This window comes from Vibrio sp. 2304, assembly GCF_033339475.1.
Classification (GTDB): Bacteria; Pseudomonadota; Gammaproteobacteria; order Enterobacterales; family Vibrionaceae; genus Vibrio; species Vibrio alginolyticus.
In genome coordinates this window covers 329353-347632 of sequence record NZ_JAWOUQ010000004.1, presented here as the reverse complement: position 1 = coordinate 347632, position 18280 = coordinate 329353, and the positions used below count along the sequence as shown (strand labels likewise).

The 18280-nt window shown below is 44.2% G+C and carries 12 protein-coding genes and 4 tRNA genes; 6 read left to right on the top strand and 10 right to left on the bottom strand.

Annotated elements, in window-relative coordinates:
• Positions 1–442: 442 nt before the first annotated feature.
• From ubiG to yfaE, 4 genes are all read left to right on the top strand, one after another.
• On the top strand, positions 443–1150 hold the full coding sequence (gene ubiG / locus R7P64_RS10990; protein WP_054577035.1) for a bifunctional 2-polyprenyl-6-hydroxyphenol methylase/3-demethylubiquinol 3-O-methyltransferase UbiG: 708 nt from the start codon (positions 443–445) through the stop codon (positions 1148–1150).
• A 501-nt stretch (positions 1151–1651) separates the two neighbouring features.
• Positions 1652–3934, top strand: coding sequence for a class 1a ribonucleoside-diphosphate reductase subunit alpha (gene nrdA / locus R7P64_RS10985; protein ID WP_005376819.1), 2283 nt, complete (start codon positions 1652–1654; stop codon positions 3932–3934).
• Positions 3935–4017: 83 nt separating this feature from the next.
• Positions 4018–5151 carry a class Ia ribonucleoside-diphosphate reductase subunit beta gene (gene nrdB / locus R7P64_RS10980; protein ID WP_005376818.1) on the top strand — a complete coding sequence of 378 codons (1134 nt, stop codon included), beginning with the start codon at positions 4018–4020 and terminating at the stop codon, positions 5149–5151.
• Positions 5151–5432, top strand: coding sequence for a class I ribonucleotide reductase maintenance protein YfaE (gene yfaE, locus R7P64_RS10975; RefSeq protein ID WP_005376817.1), 282 nt, complete (start codon positions 5151–5153; stop codon positions 5430–5432). The genes nrdB and yfaE overlap by 1 nt, the downstream gene beginning before the upstream one ends.
• Positions 5433–5528: 96 nt before the next feature.
• Here yfaE and R7P64_RS10970 read toward each other — a convergent pair whose 3' ends face one another.
• The gene (locus R7P64_RS10970) at positions 5529–6761 is read right to left on the bottom strand and encodes a CinA family nicotinamide mononucleotide deamidase-related protein (protein ID WP_031781067.1); all 1233 of its coding nucleotides are present in this window, start codon (positions 6759–6761) and stop codon (positions 5529–5531) included.
• Between the two features lie 191 nt (positions 6762–6952).
• Here R7P64_RS10970 and R7P64_RS10965 point away from each other — a divergent pair, with 191 nt between their 5' ends.
• Positions 6953–7855 carry a DUF3943 domain-containing protein gene (locus tag R7P64_RS10965; RefSeq protein ID WP_149191771.1) on the top strand — a complete coding sequence of 301 codons (903 nt, stop codon included), beginning with the start codon at positions 6953–6955 and terminating at the stop codon, positions 7853–7855.
• Between the two features lie 221 nt (positions 7856–8076).
• A complete protein-coding gene (locus R7P64_RS10960) occupies positions 8077–8589 on the top strand; it encodes a glycine cleavage system protein R (protein ID WP_047103274.1) in 513 nt (170 codons plus the stop codon).
• Positions 8590–8666: 77 nt separating this feature from the next.
• Here R7P64_RS10960 and nspC read toward each other — a convergent pair whose 3' ends face one another.
• The 9 genes from nspC to uvrC form a co-directional block, all read right to left on the bottom strand.
• Positions 8667–9800 carry a carboxynorspermidine decarboxylase gene (gene nspC / locus R7P64_RS10955; protein ID WP_005386789.1) on the bottom strand — a complete coding sequence of 378 codons (1134 nt, stop codon included), beginning with the start codon at positions 9798–9800 and terminating at the stop codon, positions 8667–8669.
• Between the two features lie 103 nt (positions 9801–9903).
• Positions 9904–11148 carry a carboxynorspermidine synthase gene (locus R7P64_RS10950; protein WP_012841628.1) on the bottom strand — a complete coding sequence of 415 codons (1245 nt, stop codon included), beginning with the start codon at positions 11146–11148 and terminating at the stop codon, positions 9904–9906.
• Positions 11149–11166: 18 nt separating this feature from the next.
• Positions 11167–14043: a pyridoxal phosphate-dependent class III aminotransferase gene (locus R7P64_RS10945; protein ID WP_318118785.1), complete on the bottom strand. Its 2877-nt coding sequence runs from the start codon at positions 14041–14043 to the stop codon at positions 11167–11169.
• 897 nt (positions 14044–14940) lie between these two features.
• Positions 14941–15016, bottom strand: a tRNA-Gly gene (locus R7P64_RS10940).
• Positions 15017–15029: 13 nt separating this feature from the next.
• Positions 15030–15116: transfer RNA gene (locus R7P64_RS10935), tRNA-Leu, on the bottom strand.
• A 77-nt stretch (positions 15117–15193) separates the two neighbouring features.
• A tRNA-Gly gene (locus R7P64_RS10930) sits at positions 15194–15269 on the bottom strand.
• A gap of 37 nt (positions 15270–15306) precedes the next feature.
• A tRNA-Cys gene (locus tag R7P64_RS10925) sits at positions 15307–15380 on the bottom strand.
• Between the two features lie 462 nt (positions 15381–15842).
• Positions 15843–16400 (bottom strand): CDP-diacylglycerol--glycerol-3-phosphate 3-phosphatidyltransferase, encoded by a 558-nt coding sequence (gene pgsA / locus R7P64_RS10920; protein WP_005394805.1) that lies wholly within the window; start codon positions 16398–16400, stop codon positions 15843–15845.
• A gap of 46 nt (positions 16401–16446) precedes the next feature.
• Positions 16447–18279: an excinuclease ABC subunit UvrC gene (gene uvrC / locus R7P64_RS10915; protein WP_318123512.1), complete on the bottom strand. Its 1833-nt coding sequence runs from the start codon at positions 18277–18279 to the stop codon at positions 16447–16449.
• Position 18280 lies beyond the last annotated feature (1 nt).

Genomic DNA, 18280 nt, shown 5'->3' with positions numbered 1-18280 from the left:
TACGATACGTGTAAGGTGCAAAAATATAACACACAATTCATCACTTCGGCATCACTTTCCCTCTCCTTTTATCAGGTTGTGAGCTTGGTTATGAATCAAATGTCGAGAATTTGCACACTCATCCCATATCTTTCTGATTAGTGGTTATATTTCGGTCAATATTGAGCAAAATCGGACCCTTTACGCGGAAAAGCGAGGTAAATTCCTTTAACCACACAACGCGAAAATGCAGGTTTTAGAGTTATTGTCACTGGCACCAGTTCAAGGATGAAGCAAAAACAATAGTTAGCGCTTTACAAATTACAGGCACCTGTCTCGATTGCCGCGCCAGTGAACTCTGTCATTGTCCCTTAACTAAGCACATCGAGGTTGTTTGGGTGTAAAACGTTGGAGTATACTGGCGCCCTCTAAAGGACTCAGATTGAATGCAATAAAACCAATTATGACTAAAGCACAAAACGTCGACCCAAGTGAAATTAAGAAATTCGAGGACATGGCTTCTCGATGGTGGGATTTAGAAGGCGAGTTTAAGCCGCTTCATCAAATTAACCCACTTCGTTTGAACTATGTACTTGAAAAAGCAAATGGCTTGTTTGGCAAGCGAGCACTTGATGTCGGCTGTGGTGGTGGCATTCTTGCTGAAAGCATGGCAAAAGAAGGCGCTATTGTGACGGGGCTTGATATGGGTAAAGAACCATTAGAAGTCGCGCGACTACATGCATTAGAAACAGGCACTCAACTGACCTACATTCAGAGCACAATAGAAGACCACGCTATAGAAAACGCAGGAACTTACGATGTCGTGACTTGTATGGAGATGCTTGAACACGTTCCAGATCCTCTCTCCGTTATCCGCTCTTGTGCTGCGCTAGTCAAACCCGGTGGTCACGTGTTTTTCTCAACTTTGAACCGAAACATTAAGTCGTACTTATTTGCTATTGTCGGTGCTGAGAAGCTTCTTAAGATTGTTCCTGAAGGCACTCATGAGCACGATAAGTTTATCAAGCCAGCCGAAATGATGAAGATGATAGACCAAACTGACCTGACGGAAATGGGCATTACTGGGCTTCATTACAACCTTCTAAATGATAGCTACAAACTCGGTCGTAATGTAGATGTAAACTACATCGTTCATACTAAAAAATACTGAACGCTATTAAGTTAAAAAATGAGTTTTGTGATTGACATTTTTTAAAGAAAATGAATCGGAAGCGGTAGCACAAAGTTGCCGCTTTTTTTGTCTTTTTATGGCTAAAATTCGTGCTCTAGATTCCATTTTGACCAAGCCATTTTTCGTAGATAAAAACGGCCAAAGATCAAGGAAAATATTTTTGCATGCGGTTATTTCTAAACCGATCTCGAAACCGTACTTTTAACCATTCAAGTCTGCCCTTTTCTCATCGGTTAGTGTTCACTTACTGATTTTTTTCATTTTGTCAGTTATCCACAAGTCATCCCCGATCTGTACCTTGATAAATCAGTGTAATAGCACTATCTTGTAACCCGCAAACAAATGAACCCCTATATGTTGTGTTTAAGCGACAATATATAGATAGACTTTGATCACAAAGCCGCCGCAAGCTTTACTCATATTGCACATAAACAAACAAAAATACGGCTTTTATCAGTTTTCTTAGGGAAATAAAGCAGAATGAACCAACAACTTACCGTCACCAAGCGTGATGGCCGTAAAGAAAGTATCGATCTGGATAAAATCCACCGCGTTATCACTTGGGCTGCAGAAGGTCTAGATAATGTTTCGGTTTCTCAAGTAGAACTTCGCGCTCACATCCAGTTTTACGACGGCATCACAACGACAGATATTCACGAGACAATCATCAAGTCTGCGGCAGACCTGATCTCTGAAGAGACTCCGGATTACCAATACCTAGCGGCTCGCCTAGCGGTATTCCATCTGCGTAAAAAAGCGTATGGCCAATACGAGCCACCAACGCTTTATGATCACGTGTCTCGCCTCGTCGATATGGGTAAGTACGATCAACATATTCTAGAAGACTACACAAAAGCAGAACTCGACGAACTTGATGCGTACCTCGACCATAAACGCGACCTAAACTTCTCATACGCGGCAGTTAAGCAGCTAGAGGGTAAGTACTTCGTACAGAACCGTGTTACGGGCCAAATTTACGAAAGTGCTCAGTTCTTGTACATCCTTGTAGCAGCGTGCTTATTTGCGAAATATCCAAAAGCGACACGTCTTGATTACATCAAACGTTTCTACGATGCGACATCGACATTTAAGATTTCTCTACCTACGCCAATTATGTCTGGCGTGCGTACCCCTACTCGCCAGTTCAGCTCATGTGTTCTGATCGAGTGTGGAGACAGTCTTGATTCTATTAACGCAACAGCAAGCTCAATTGTTCGTTATGTATCTCAGCGCGCTGGTATTGGTATCAACGCAGGTCGTATCCGTGCATTAGGCTCAGAGATTCGCGGTGGTGAAGCATTCCACACTGGTTGTATTCCGTTCTACAAGTACTTCCAAACAGCAGTAAAATGTTGTTCACAAGGTGGTGTACGTGGTGGCGCAGCTACTGTGTTCTACCCAATGTGGCACGGTGAAGCACGCTCACTAATGGTACTTAAGAACAACCGTGGTGTTGAAGAAAACCGTGTTCGTCACATGGACTACGGTGTTCAGTTAAACAAACTGATGTACCAACGTTTAGTTGAAGGCGGCAATATTACGCTATTCTCACCATCTGATGTACCTGGTCTGTACGACGCATTCTTCGAAAACCAAGAAGAGTTTGAGCGTCTATACGTGAAGTACGAGAACGATCCTTCAATCAAGAAAGAAACGGTTAAAGCGATTGAAATGTTCACTCTGCTAATGCAAGAGCGTGCATCAACGGGTCGTATCTACATCCAGAACGTGGACCATTGTAATACTCACAGCCCATTTGATTCTGAAGTCGCTCCAGTTCGTCAGTCGAACCTATGTTTAGAAATCGCACTGCCAACGAAACCATTAACTAACGTTGAAGATGACTCAGGCGAGATCGCACTGTGTACGCTTTCTGCATTCAACTTAGGTGCTATCAAGTCTCTAGATGATTTCGAAGAGCTATCCGATCTTGTTGTTCGTGCGTTAGATGCACTGCTTGATTACCAAGATTACCCTCTACCAGCGGCATACAAATCGACTATGAACCGTCGTACGCTAGGTGTTGGTGTGATTAACTTTGCTTACTACTTAGCGAAGAATGGCGTGAAATACTCTGACGGTAGCGCGAACGGCCTAACTCACCGTACGTTCGAAGCAATGCAGTACTACCTATTGAAAGCATCTGTAGCACTGGCGAAAGAGCAAGGTAAGTGTCCTTCATTCGACGAGACGAACTACGCGAAAGGCTTACTGCCGATTGATACGTATAAGAAAGATATCGATCTAATTTGTGACGAAGCGCTGCACTACGACTGGGACAGCCTACGTAAAGAAATTATGGAGCACGGCCTACGTAACTCAACACTGACTGCACTAATGCCTTCTGAGACTTCTTCTCAGATTTCAAACGCAACTAACGGTATTGAGCCACCACGTGGTTACGTTTCAGTAAAAGCTTCGAAAGACGGTATCCTGAAGCAAGTTGTACCAGAGTTCACAGAACTTAAAGACAGCTATGAACTGCTTTGGAATATCGGTTCGAACGACGGTTATCTACACCTTGTGGGTATTATGCAGAAGTTTGTTGACCAAGCTATCTCTGCTAATACTAACTACGACCCGTCACGTTACGAGACTGGCAAGGTTCCAATGAAGAAACTACTTCAAGACCTGCTAACAGCGTATAAGTTTGGTGTGAAAACGCTTTACTACCACAACACTCGTGATGGCGCGAAAGATGAACAGAAAGACGCTGTTCAACCACAAGATGACGATTGTGCTGGCGGCGGTTGTAAGATTTAATCTTCCCGTACCTAGCGAACCCGTAAAGACAGACTATCGATAACCTCCCCCTTACGGGGAGGTTTAAAAGGAATTGAGGCATTATGGCTTACAGTACTTTTAACCAAAAAAAGAATGACCAATTGAAGGAACCAATGTTCCTAGGTCAATCAGTAAACGTTGCACGTTACGACCAACAAAAGTTTGAGATTTTCGAAAAACTTATCGAGAAACAACTTTCTTTCTTCTGGCGTCCAGAAGAAGTAGACGTATCTAGCGACCGTATCGATTACAACAAACTGCCAGATCACGAGAAGCACATCTTCATCTCTAACTTGAAGTACCAAACGCTTCTTGACTCTATCCAAGGCCGCAGCCCTAACGTGGCACTGCTGCCGCTTGTGTCTCTACCAGAACTAGAGACTTGGATTGAGACTTGGTCTTTCTCTGAAACGATTCACTCTCGTTCTTACACACACATTATTCGTAACATCGTGAACGACCCTGCGGTGGTGTTTGATGATATCGTTGAGAACGAGCACATTCTGAAGCGTGCAAAAGACATCGCGCACTACTACGACGATTTGATTCAAGCGACGAATGATTACCATCGCTACGGTGAAGGTGAGCATGTCCTTAACGGTGAAACGGTTAAGGTTAGTCTGTACGATCTTAAGAAGAAGCTGTACATCTGTCTGATGTCTGTTAACGCATTAGAAGCTATTCGTTTTTACGTAAGTTTCGCATGTTCTTTCGCTTTCGCAGAACGCGAACTAATGGAAGGTAACGCGAAAATCATCAAGCTGATCGCTCGTGACGAAGCACTTCACTTAAACGGCACGCAGCACATGATCAACCTGCTACGTAACGGTCAAGATGACTTCACTTTCATGCAAATCGCAGAAGAGGCAAAACAGGACTGTTTTGACCTATTCAAAGAAGCGGCTGAGCAAGAAAAAGAGTGGGCAGAGTATCTATTCAAAGATGGCTCTATGATCGGTCTAAACAAAGACATCCTAAGCCAATACGTTGAATACATCACAAATATTCGTATGCAAGCGGTAGGTCTACCAGCAGCGTATCCAGAAGCAACAACCAACCCAATTCCATGGATTAACGCTTGGTTGTCTTCAGATAACGTTCAAGTTGCGCCTCAAGAAGCAGAAATCTCTTCTTACCTTGTGGGTCAAATTGACAATGAAGTTCGCGCAGATGACTTCGAAGGATTCGAGCTGTAATGGCAACACTCAAAATCAACAAACTGATCAGCATTGAATCCAACCCTTCCAATACGATTTTGGAAACAATGGAGCAAGCTGGCCTATTACCAGAATACAACTGCCGTGATGGGCACTGCGGCGCCTGTCGCTGCAAATTGGAGTCTGGTGAAGTGGAGTATGTTGGTTTTGCCATGGCTTACACACAAAGTGATGAAATATTACCTTGTATCTGTAAAGCAAAATCAGATTTGTCACTTAGCGGCGTTAACTACGCGATGAAAGAAAAGCAGCGCGCATAACGTTGACTCGACGGTATAAAATGCAAAAGCCAAGGTAATCACCTTGGCTTTTTTGTCTCTGTTTTTTGTCTCTCAGACTACTGTAGAGAGCTTTGGTTATAAAGCACTGCTCGGGAGGTGCATCTCTTTAACTTTCTCTAAAAATGCATAATGCGCAAACATCGGTTTACGTTCTAGGTAGCGACGCAACAAGTCTAGTGCTGCCGTGCTGATCACTTTAACTTGATCATTGCGCTGATACTTTTTCGAGAGTTTATATAATGCTCCCCACTCGCCTGACGGTGTCGATAAAGCGACGGAAAAAACGCCCTCTTCAATATGGCCAGTGACGAGTGATAAATCCGTCCCACACTTCTCTCGCGTAGCACCAGCCAGAGCAAACGTTTCTGCTAATGGATCTCCGCTGTTGCCCATCGCCTGAGTCAGGCTCGGTAGTACCCAACCATGCCCTAGTTGCTTTTCAGCGTTTTCATCACTGTTTAGCCAGTACGTTAAGTATCCCCTGCTACTTTTTTCGGAGGTCGACACTGTTAGTCCTTTATCGACCAACAACTGGCCGACATTTTCAACCATAGGCAAATCAATACTAACGGTATTACTCTCAAGGTGTTTATTAATTATCTGTACGAGTTTCAAACGCTGTTCAAGCTGATCTGAAGGACCAAAAAGTTTCACTTCAATAAAAGGCAAGTAAGAGCGATACCCTAGCTCATAGCCTTGAGGAAGTTTTAGCTGATCTAGCTTATCTGAAATACCGGATTCAGACAGACCAAACGTGTAGATTCGGCTACAACATGAACCTTGCACATCGGGAAACACTCTTCTCAGATCGGGAAGAATTTGCGTCTCTGCCATGAGCTTAAATTCACTTGGTACACCCGGTGTGAAATAAAAAATGGCATCATTAATCAGCATTTTGAAACCGCAAGCAGTGCCTATCGGGTTGTCCAATATCTCTGCCGTTTCTGGCAGCATTGCTTGCTTTAAATTACTGTCCGGCATAGGGATGCCACGTCGAGCATACAAACTTTCTAGATGCTGCAACCACTCTTTGAATAGCACCAGTTTACAATCGGCGGCTCTCACGGCGGCGGCAGCACTCATGTCATCCGTTGTAGGGCCTAAACCACCATTAACAATAACCACATCGTTGTTAAAGCTGAGCATTAAAAACTCTTCAACCAAACTCGATAGGCTATCGCCAACCGTTGAGCGCTTTGTTAAGCCAAATCCATGTTGATAAAACAGGCTAGACAACCATGCCGCATTAGTATCAACAATATCACCGTGGAGGACTTCCTCACCAGTACTAAGCATTGCTATTTTCACAACTGACTCCTGAACGTAAGCACAATCCTATTTTCGTTATAGCGCTTATTTTTCTTTTTATTTGGACAAATCTCGCCGAGGTTTGTTGGGACTAAATAAGGGTCAAGTGTTTAAATGATTGATGTTTTGAGGGATAATTACGAGCCCGAACATACACCATTAACTCGGAGACCTTTGTGTCAAAATCATCCATGTTCAAGACGACTCTAACAGGCCTTTGCTTGGCTTCGTCAGCGCTTGCGCACGCAAGTCGCTATGACCTAAGCCGTCATACAGAGTTTTCTTACACACCTGATTGCTTGTCAGGTTACTGCGAAACGACGACTCTGTACACCTTCGAGGCTCAAAATCGCGGTGTTATGTATGAACAGAATAATGATGATTCGCTAAACCTTGACGCAGGGCTTCAGCCTAAACATCTCATCATCCCTCAAGATAAAGACTGGGATTATCTGATGGGTCAAACCTACACCATTCTAGGTCTCAGTATCGCGACCGTAGGCATGATGACTTTTCTTCCAGAAAGTATCACCAAATGGGACGAAGAAGACCGGGACATGAGTAAGTTGGGGCAAAAGTGGAAAGATAATGTCTCTGACGGCCCCGTTTGGGATCGCGATGAACATGTCCTCAACTACATCATGCACCCATATTTTGGCGGCGTTTACTACACGGCAGCACGTCACGCTGGCTATAATGAATTTCAGTCGTTTTTGTACTCCGCAACTATGTCGACGTTCTTTTGGGAGTATGGCGTAGAGGCGTTCGCAGAAGTACCATCTTGGCAGGATATTTTTATCACACCGTTCTTTGGTGCTGTTGTTGGTGAAATGATGTTAACGGCTGAGCAAGACATTATTGCCAACGGCGGCGAAGTTATGGGCTCTGAAACCGCAGGTGATGTTTCGCTCTTCTTCTTAAACCCTGTTGGACATATTCATTATTGGGTAACTGATGCATGGGGCGGTAGTGCAGAACTACAATTCAATTCATCACCTTGGTTTGGAAACCAAGATGTTGCAAAATTCGCCATGGACGCAGGCGCAAACTATGACAGTCAATTTTATGGTGTCGAGTTAAAAGTAACGTTCTAATCCTAAGTTGATACTCGGTAAAAAGCAGCCTTACGATGGCTGCTTTTTTGTGCTCTGAACATTATTTTAATTATTTCCATCACGAATTAGTGTTAAAAATTGACTTTCATCAAACATTACCTGCCCTTAGCACCTACACTAAATAAAAGGATTTATTCCAATAACTTAAGTAGCACGTTTATTCGTACTGCGTCCAAACCTTGATTCCAGGAGGGGACATTATGAACACCGTATTTATTGTTAATTTTGTCGGACAAGCGTCACCCGCCACGATTAAAGAGCTCGCTGCAATCACACACGAAAACGGCGGGAAATGGCTGATCAGCAAAGTAAACTTTATCGAAGACCAAGTTGCAGGTGTCATCAAAGTAGAGCTTCCAAGAGATAATGCCGACATCGTTAAACAGGCGTTCTCTTCTTGTCAGACTCTTGTTGTTAGGTTCGTCGACTCTGAACCTCATTCATATCGTGAAGACACTATCTTCCAACTTCGTTTAGATGCCAACGATAGAGCGGGTATTGTGAATGAAATTACTCACGTTCTCGATAATCAAGGTATCTCAATTTTAGATATGGATTGTCAGCGTGTATTCATTGCTGGAGGCGGAGGGGTAAGCTCTAGCTTATTCAGCGCTAAAATGGCGATAAAACTACCTAGCGAGCTAGAAATTGAAGACATAGCCAATGAGTTAGAATCTCTGAGTGAAGACACTCGTGTAATTGTAGAAAGCTAACTGCATACCTTTAACGCTTCCCCAATAAAAAGAGCAGCAATTCAGCTGCTCTTTGTCGTTCTAATACTCAATACGTTTTATTTCACTGACCACTGAGACAGTGAACGTTTGAAATCAGAGTAGTCAAATTCATTCAGTTTTTGAATGTCACCATTCGAGCGTTCACAGTAGACCGACGGCATACGTAGACCGTTAAACCAGTTTAGTTTCACCATGGTGTAACCGGCACTATCTAGAATATGCAGACGCTGTCCTATCTCTAGAGGCTGTTCGAAGTTCGCCACGCAGAACTGGTCACCAGCCAAACAAGAGCACGAGCCGATCACATACTCATGTTCACCATTTTCAGATGCTTCAAGGATTGACGCTGGCTCATTGTAGATCAACGTATCTAAGCGGTGAGCTTCTGTGGCCGAATCGACAATCGCCGTCTTCTTTACGTTCTCTACAATATCAACCACTGTTACAACGAGATCAGTGGTCTTAGTAATTATCGCTTCACCCGGCTCTAAATACATTTGTACGCCGTGTTTCTCTGAGAACGCTTTAAGTGCTAACCCCAACTTCTCGATATCGTACCCCGGCCATGTGAAGAACACGCCGCCACCCATGCTTACCCAGTCCAGCTTATCTAGGTACTCGCCAAACTGAGCTGAAATAGCATCGAGTAAGCCGATAAACGCATCCACGTCTTTGTTCTCACAGTTCATGTGGAACATTACGCCATCAATACCATCAAAAATTTCCGGTTTGATGTGATCAGCCTGAACCCCAAGACGAGAGAATTGACGCGCTGGGTTTGCTAAGTCTTGCCCTGCATAGCTCACACCTGGGTTTAGGCGCAAGCCAATCGATGCTTTACCTTCGACAATATGACGATAAGCCGCTAGCTGTGACTGAGAGTTAAAGATCATCTTGTCACAGATGTCCGCCACATCGCGAACGTCATCTTCGCTGTAACCCACACTGTATGCGTGTGTCTCACCACCGAACGTTTCGTAGCCAAGCTTCACTTCAAACGGGCCAGAACTTGTTGTTCCGTCTAGGTAAGGCTTGATGATGTCGAATACACCCCATGTTGAGAAGCACTTCAGTGCTAATACAAGCTTCACACCAGAGATGTCTTTTAGCTGTTTTGCTTTCTCTAGATTCTCAATCAGCTTGTCTTCATTGATCATGAAGTATGGCGTTTTTAGTTCGTTTTGTTGCATTTTGATACCTTACGTCCCTTCGCCTTAGCAAAGACACTATAAAATCGAACAAAGCCGACGCAAGTGCATCGGCTTAAACGTACAAATAAGAGTCGCTAAATTCTTACTTCAATTTATGGATAACAGGTTGTCCTGGCTCCAGTTCTTGAACATGCCAATCTAGACCAATAGATGGCATGGTTTCTAGGAATGGGTCAGGATCTAGCTGCTCCATGTTGAACACGCCTTTGTCTGCCCATTTGCCACGGAAGAACTGCAAAGCAGCAGTGATCGCAGGTACGCCAGTGGTGTATGAGATAGCTTGGTGTTCAACATCTTCGTATGCGACTTCGTGATCAGCGTTGTTGTAAATAAATACACTGCGCTCTTTACCATCTTTCTTACCTTGAACCCAAGTACCGATACACGTTAGGCCAGTGTAGCCTGGCGCGAGTGATGTTGGATCTGGTAGTAGTGCTTTTAGCACGTGCAAAGGTTGAACAACCGTACCGTCGTGAAGCGTTAGTGGATCTGGGCTGAGTAGACCGATGTCGCGCATCACATTGAAGTAGTTTAGGTAACGGTCACCAAAGCCCATCCAGAATTCGATGCGTTTCGCCGGGATGAACTCTTGCATAGATCGAACTTCGTCGTGCGCCATTGAGTACACTTTGTGTGAACCACAATTCGGGAATTCAAACTCAAGCATACGTGAGTGACAAGGTACTTGTTTCCACTCGCCGTTTTCCCAGTAGAACGAATCGCCTTGAATCTCAAGCATGTTCGTTTCTGGATCAAAGTTAGTTGCGAACTTCTTACCGTGGTCGCCTGCGTTTACATCCATTACGTCGATAGTATCGATTTCATCGAACAGATGCTTCACTGCGTATGCGGCAAACACCGATACTACGCCCGGATCGAAACCAGCACCAAGAATACCTGTAATGCCCGCTTCTTCAAACTTCTCACGGTAACCCCACTGCCAATCGTAAGCTTGAGGTACTTGTTGGCCTTCAGAGCACAAATCAACCGCAACAGATGTATCAAGGTATGACACTTTAGCTTGGTAACATGCTTCCATAATAGACATGTTCACCCAAGGAGGACCTGCGTTGATCACTAAGTCAGGTTGTACTTCTTTAATTAAAGCAACTAAAGAATCTACGTCGTCCGCGTTTACCGCTCGCGCTTCTAATTTCTTAGTTGAATCTTTCAGATTGTTTTTCTTCTGAATCGATTCGATGATTTTCTCACACTTACCTACGGTACGTGATGCGATTGTGATATCACCCAGAACGTCGTTGTTTTGTGCTGCTTTATGTGCAACTACCCAGCCAACGCCGCCTGCACCAATCTGTAGAATTGCCATAGTTTTCCGTTACCTTTGTTAAACTAGCTCTGCCGCTAGCGTATTGATTTTTGAGAGCAAAGATTCAAAGTCCGCCGTCGTCAGACACGGGTTCAAAATCGTAAATTTCAATGCAGTTTTATCGTCGACAATGGTTTCACCCAATACCGCGATACCGCGTGTTAACGCTTCTAAGCGCAACGTTTTGTTCAGTTCATCAAGATCCGCTGATTCATGTGTCGCGCGGAACAGAACCGTAGATAGTGATGGTTCAGCCAACAACTCAAAGTGTTTGTTATCTCGAATCATGTCCGCCACTTCAAGCGTCTGTTCAAGCAAATGATCATACATATCGCCTAGGGCTTTTGGCCCTACGCTTTGCATCGTCATAAACACTTTGAGCGCATCAAAACGCTTAGTTGTCGCAATAGACTTATCCACCAAGTTCGGTAGTTCGTCGTGTTCGCGGTTCAAATAGTCTGCATGGTGAAGCAGGAATTTAAAGTTAGACTTGTCATTTACCAATAGCGCACCACAACTGATGGTTTGGTAAAACAGCTTATGGAAGTCTACGCTGATGGAATGTGCACGCTCACAACCTTTCAGACGCGCTTTTTGGCTACTTAGAATCAGAGCTCCACCGTATGCACCGTCGACGTGCATCCACATGTCATGTCTCGCTGCCATATCGGCGATAAAGTCTAAGTCATCAATAGCACCGTGGTCCGTTGTACCCGCTGTACCAACAATGGCAAATGGGATCAAACCTTCTGCTTTGGCCTGATTGAGAACTTCGTCTAATTTAGTGACATCCATCGTTCCATCGGCATTAGCATCGACAGTCATGACCGCTTTTTCACCCAACCCCATCCAAGACGCTGATTTTTGAACCGTGAAGTGGGATTTTTTCGAACATACAATACGTAGCTTGTCTGCGTATTCAGGAAGGCCAAGCTTTTGAATTGAGTGTGCACTGAGTTTGTCAGCAATCCAATCTCGCGCAAGCATCAAACCCATTTGGTTACTTTGCGTGCCGCCGCTCGTGAAGATACCGTCCGCTTTTTCACCTAACTCATATTTATCGCATAGCCAGTTCACAACTTTCTGTTCAACATAAGTCGCTGATGAAGCTTGATCCCATGAGTCCATCGACTGGTTCAAAGCCGCAATCATTGCCTCTGCCGCAATCGCTGGCATCAACGGTGGAGTATGTAGGTGAGCAATACAATCTGGATGTTGAGTAAAAATTGCGTTTTTCGCGACCAGCTCAGCAGCATCGTCGATAACGGTTTTAAGAGGCGCATTTCCATTATCAAGATCAACGTCGCGAATCGCTGCTTCCAATGCTTTTGGATCCATACCTGAATACGGTGCAGTCACTTGTTCAAACACTGACTTCATTGCCGTAGTAGTGTGATTCATCACCGAAGCAAATTCATTGCTGCCCATCTCTCCAGTGTGGATGAAATGCTTCTTCCATTCATCTTGTGGCTGAGTTTCGATGTGACTACCGCCAGCGGCTAAAATCGCGTCTTCAAATACACGTAAAGCAAAGTCGATTTGCTCAAACGAGATGATAAGAGGAGGAAGGAAACGAATTACTGCGCCTTCGCGTCCACCTTTCTCAACGATCAAGCCACGCTCGAGTGCTGCGCGTTGAATAGAAAGTGTGAGTTCACTATCCGCTTGAGGTTCACCAAATTTATTGAGCTCACCGTCTGGATTTTTAATCTCCACGCCTAGCATCAAACCTTTGCCACGAACCTCTGCGATACAGTTCACACGCTTTTGAATACTTTCAAGGCCGTAGCGCAAGTACTGACCCGCAATATTGGCATGCTCAACAAGATTATCACGCTGGATAATTTCTAATGCTTTCGCACCAGAGACCATAGCTAGCTGGTTACCACGAAATGTACCTGTGTGCTCGCCCGGCTTCCATGTATCATGTTGCTTGTTGATAACCAATAGCGACATTGGTAAGCCACCACCAATTGCTTTTGATAAACACAGAATATCTGGAACAATGCCCGACTCTTCGAACGCGAAATTGTAGCCAGTTTTACCAACACCACACTGGATCTCATCGAAGATCAGTAAGATACCGTGTTCATCACAAATACGACGTAACTCTCGTAGCCAGAATGCTGGCGCAGGAACAACACCACCCTCACCTTGCACTGGCTCCACGATAATCGCGGCAGGCTTCATAATGCCTGACTCATCATCGTTTAAAAGACGATCGATATAGCGAATACTTGCTTTCGCACCTTCATCACCGCCAAGCCCAAAAGGACAACGCAGGTTGTATGGGAAAGGCATAAAGTGCACATCCGACATCAAACCAGTTCGACGAACTTTCGTGCCTAAGTTACCCATCATCCCCATCGTACCATTAGTCATACCATGGTATGCGCCACGGAAGGCAAACATAGTGTTGCGACCGGTAGTCTGTTTCGCGAGCTTGATAGCAGCTTCAACCGCATCAGCTCCAGACGGGCCACAAAATTGGATAACGCTGTTCTCGCTTAACTCTTGAGGAAGAAAAGACTTAACGGATTGAATAAACGTCGTTTTTGCTGATGTTGCAATATCTAGCGTCTGATATGGCAGTCCTGAATCTAATTGTTCTTTCAGCGCTTGGTTTATTTCAGGATGGTTATACCCCAAAGCTAGAGTGCCTGCCCCCGCAAGGCAGTCTAGAAAGATCTGTCCACGCGTATCTTCAACCAAGCACCCAAAGGCTTGTTTAATTGCGATCGGCAAACGACGTGGATAAGAACGTACTTCAGATTCATGCTCAGCCTGATCAATCAATACTTGATCTGGCGTTAAGTCATACGTTCCCTCAACGATAGGAACCTGAGACGAAAAAATGTTTGCGATATTGCTATCGACTTCAAAGGCAGTGCTCATACTACATAATCCCTTGAATTATAATAATTCTGTATCCTGTATTAATAATCATTAGAATGAAATTACAGGAGGTGTGAATACCCCTCCGCATTTGTCAGTGCATAAATGACAAATACAGATCATCCGCCACGATACTCGCGGCTTTATATGTAAAAGGGATTAATCAAGGTTCTGTAATGCACCCGTTTTGTAAAACAGGACATTTCGGCAGTATGAAGCTGATTAGTGTGTGTTTATTCAAAGGTTTCAATGTTGGGTTTCCCATTAATATGCCGCGTTTACAGCATTAGTATCCCGTCTATCGACAAAAGGCTTTGCCGATACCTACCCTACGCAGTGTCACAATCAGCTTGAATGGTCACTACGCGTATCCCCCAGAGATCAAACGTTGTTAATTACGCTCCGAGATTGCGCGCGAATTTATCACAAAATAAAATCTTCTGGCAACGATTTTTCATATTAGTAACAGTGATGTAAATCACAACAAAACATACCCCATTGCAACTCACATGTTCATATTCATGAGCTATGCTTTTCTGCTTCTCTCAAATAGCTGTTATTTAAACAAATATTCTTGAGATATCATCACCTCATCTAACAGAGGTTTAAGGTTGTGCTGCTTAATCGTAAAACATTCCTTTCTATATCCGGAACATTTAAAAAGATAGCATTCTCGTCACAGCTTTGCCTGGATCAAGAGTAGTTATTCTCCACAAGTGATGGTTTAAACATAGACTAGTAGGAATGGCTAAGATGCTTTGCAATGGCAGAATGAACAATCACTTGAGTCAATGAGACAAAGGGTTCGTTACTTAACGAAGCCTGTGACAGAAAAGAAGTTTGAGATTTTCAAAAAATACGAAAAAGGCCTAACATTTTCATGTTAGGCCTTAAATCTGGAGCGACACACGAGGTTCGAACTCGTGACCTCAACCTTGGCAAGGTTGCGCTCTACCAACTGAGCTAGTGTCGCATTTAATATGAGATGGTGCCCCGGGCCGGACTTGAACCGGCACAACGCGAACGTCGAGGGATTTTAAATCCCTTGTGTCTACCAATTCCACCACCAGGGCACACAAATATTCTTTGTGATGCCTTTACAGAAAAGTAAAACACCATCTGATACCGCTAATGCCATATCAATAAAACTTGGAGCGACACACGAGGTTCGAACTCGTGACCTCAACCTTGGCAAGGTTGCGCTCTACCAACTGAGCTAGTGTCGCATTTATTCTCGAAAGCCATTCACTCTCAAAAGAATAATGGAGGCGCCTCCCGGAGTCGAACCGAGGTCCACGGATTTGCAATCCGCTGCATAGCCACTCTGCCAAGGCGCCTCATTTGTGAATAAAGCTAAGCTTTTTCACAACCCTTTTGAGCCGTGCTCTCTTGGGTACGGGATGCATTCTACGGATTCGAGCGATCGAGTCAACACTATTTTTATTTTTTTAAATCGTTTGACTAGAATTTGTGCGAAAGACGATGGATTGCTTAGTTTTAATACTAAAAATCGCTTAAATACACTTGTTTATCATAAAACTTTGGCTACGCCTTACACTGCTGGCCGTGCGTTGCGTGCATTGAAGTATTAATAATCAGAAGACTCGCCTCTCTAAGACTCTCCAAGGACAAAAACAAGACTTAGATCACAAATGGAACTCTATCGAAGCAAAAGCCCCAGATACAAATTGCAAGCATGGCCGTTAACAAGCATTGAAAAGCGAGAGAAGCAAAAAATGCTGTAGATTGCCTTAGATACAAAAAAGCAGGCTACTAAGCCTGCTTTCTAACATCAGAATTTAATGGTGCTCTTCATTCAACAGATCGTCTTTCGCAGCAGCCAAATATTGAATCATTGACCAATATGTCAAGAAAGTTGCCACATACAAGGCCGCAAAGCCTAGCCAAACCATCCATTCATCGTAACGCCATATCAACACCCATAAGGCGAACATTTGCGAAACAGTTTTTACTTTGCCAACCCAAGATACCGCAACACTTGCTCGCTTACCGATTTCAGCCATCCATTCTCGCAATGCTGAGATAATGATTTCTCGCGCAATCATCGTTACCGCAGGAATGGTCACCCAAATTGAATGATAATGTTCCGTGATTAGAATCAATGCCGTTGCCACTAGCACTTTATCAGCGACAGGATCAATAAACGCGCCAAAACGAGAAGTTTGGCCAAGTTTACGGGCCAACATGCCGTCAAGCCAGTCAGTAAAACCCGCTACCCAAAACACCATTGCTGCTGCAAACGGTGCCCATGAATAAGGTAGATAAAAGACAACCACAAAAACAGGGATTAGGAACAGTCTAAGAAGAGACAGAATGTTCGGGATATTCAAACGCATTTTATTATTCTCTTACACATTGCGGCTTAATGTTGCGCGATTTTCCTTATTGTTTCAATGCTTGGAAAATAATTTCTGCTAAAGAGTGACTTATTCCCGGTACTTTGGCGATTTCTTCGACACTTGCACGTTTAAGTTCTTGTAACCCACCCATGTACTTGAGTAACGCCTGACGTCGTTTAGGGCCGATTCCCTCAATCCCTTCGAGTGCACTCGTACGTCTGGTTTTACCTCGCTTAGCACGGTGCCCCGCTATAGCATGGTTATGGCTTTCATCACGAATATGTTGGATAAGATGCAGCGCAGGAGCATCGCTTGGTAAATGAAACTCGTCCCCATCGACTGTAATCAGCGTTTCTAAACCTGGTTTGCGAGTAACGCCTTTTGCAATACCAATCATGATAGGACGCTTTGGCCAATCCCCCCAGTACTGCGAAATGATGTCATGCGCACGATTTAACTGACCTTTACCGCCATCGATAAAGATGATGTCGGGAATTTTCTCTACGTCCAATTGCTTCGAATAACGGCGCTCTAATGCCTGACCCATCGCTGCGTAGTCATCGCCACCCGTAATGCCTGTGATATTGTAACGACGGTATTCCTGTTTAACGGGTCCTTCACTGTTGAACACCACACAAGATGCAATCGTACTTTCCCCCATAGTATGGGAGATATCAAAACACTCCATTCGAGCTATAGACTCCAACTCCAATGTTTCGCGAAGCGCATGAAAACGCTGATTAATCGTCATCTTGTGATTGATTTTGGTGGTAATCGCCGTTAGTGCATTCGTGTTCGAAAGCTTGAGATACCTTGCTCGAGAGCCAGTTGGCGACGTATGAAAATGAACCTTACGGCCTGCCACTTCACTTAACGCTTTCTGTATTGGCGCAATATCTTCTGCCAACTCTTGATTCAAAATAATACGAGAAGGAATTGTACGTGCTTCGTTATGGCTCAAATAGTATTGAGTCAGAAAACTATCGAACACTTCCTGCTGGCTTGTATTTTGTGGGATTTTCGGAAAATGGCTACGGCTACCAAGCACTTTGCCTTGGCGTATCATCAGGATATGGATACACGCGATACCATTCTCCTGAGCAAACCCGAGTACATCCATATCATCCATGCTGTCTTCTGAGACGTACTGCTGCTCTTGAACACGCCTAATCGCTTGGATTTGATCGCGAAATTTAGCGGCATCTTCAAAGCGCAATTGCTGACTGGCAACTTCCATTTTCTCAATCAACTGTTTGAGTACTTGCTGATCTTTGCCTTGCAAAAACATGCGCACAAAGCCAACCAACTCTGCATATTCTTCATCAGAAATGATGGTATTAACGCATGGTCCTGCACAACGACCAATTTGGTACATCAAACATGGGCGCGTTCGGTTGGAATAGACAGTGTCTTCACACTGGCGCACAGGAAATATCTTTTGCAGCAAATGCAATGTTTCTCTTACTGCACCAGAATCTGGGTAGGGGCCAAAATATTCACCTTTGCGCTTCTTGGCGCCACGGTGGATAGAAAGCCGTGGGTGCTTATGACCGCTAATAAAGATATAAGGGTAAGACTTATCATCTCGCAGCAACACATTGTATTTCGGAAAATACTGCTTGATGTAGTTATGCTCTAAGATCAGCGCTTCTGTCTCAGTGTGAGTCACCGTGACGTCTATTTTGGCGATATTACTGACAAGCGCGCGAGTTTTCTCACTGTCTACTTTTTTTCGAAAGTAGCTTGAAAGGCGCTTTTTAAGGTCTTTGGCTTTACCTACGTAGATTACAACAGCTTCGGCGTTGTACATTCTGTAAACGCCGGGCTGATGAGTTACTGTCTTGAGAAAGGAAGCCGAATCGAAAGGAGGATTCACG

Bases quoted from the DNA above. Each gene is read 5' to 3' on its own strand.
- ubiG (WP_054577035.1), top strand. From the start codon at position 443: ATGACTAAAGCACAAAACGTCGACCCAAGTGAAATTAAGAAATTCGAG.
- nrdA (WP_005376819.1), top strand. From the start codon at position 1,652: ATGAACCAACAACTTACCGTCACCAAGCGTGATGGCCGTAAAGAAAGT.
- nrdB (WP_005376818.1), top strand. From the start codon at position 4,018: ATGGCTTACAGTACTTTTAACCAAAAAAAGAATGACCAATTGAAGGAA.
- yfaE (WP_005376817.1), top strand. From the start codon at position 5,151: ATGGCAACACTCAAAATCAACAAACTGATCAGCATTGAATCCAACCCT.
- R7P64_RS10965 (WP_149191771.1), top strand. From the start codon at position 6,953: ATGTTCAAGACGACTCTAACAGGCCTTTGCTTGGCTTCGTCAGCGCTT.
- R7P64_RS10960 (WP_047103274.1), top strand. From the start codon at position 8,077: ATGAACACCGTATTTATTGTTAATTTTGTCGGACAAGCGTCACCCGCC.
- nspC (WP_005386789.1), bottom strand. From the start codon at position 9,800: ATGCAACAAAACGAACTAAAAACGCCATACTTCATGATCAATGAAGAC.
- R7P64_RS10950 (WP_012841628.1), bottom strand. From the start codon at position 11,148: ATGGCAATTCTACAGATTGGTGCAGGCGGCGTTGGCTGGGTAGTTGCA.
- R7P64_RS10945 (WP_318118785.1), bottom strand. From the start codon at position 14,043: ATGAGCACTGCCTTTGAAGTCGATAGCAATATCGCAAACATTTTTTCG.
- pgsA (WP_005394805.1), bottom strand. From the start codon at position 16,400: ATGCGTTTGAATATCCCGAACATTCTGTCTCTTCTTAGACTGTTCCTA.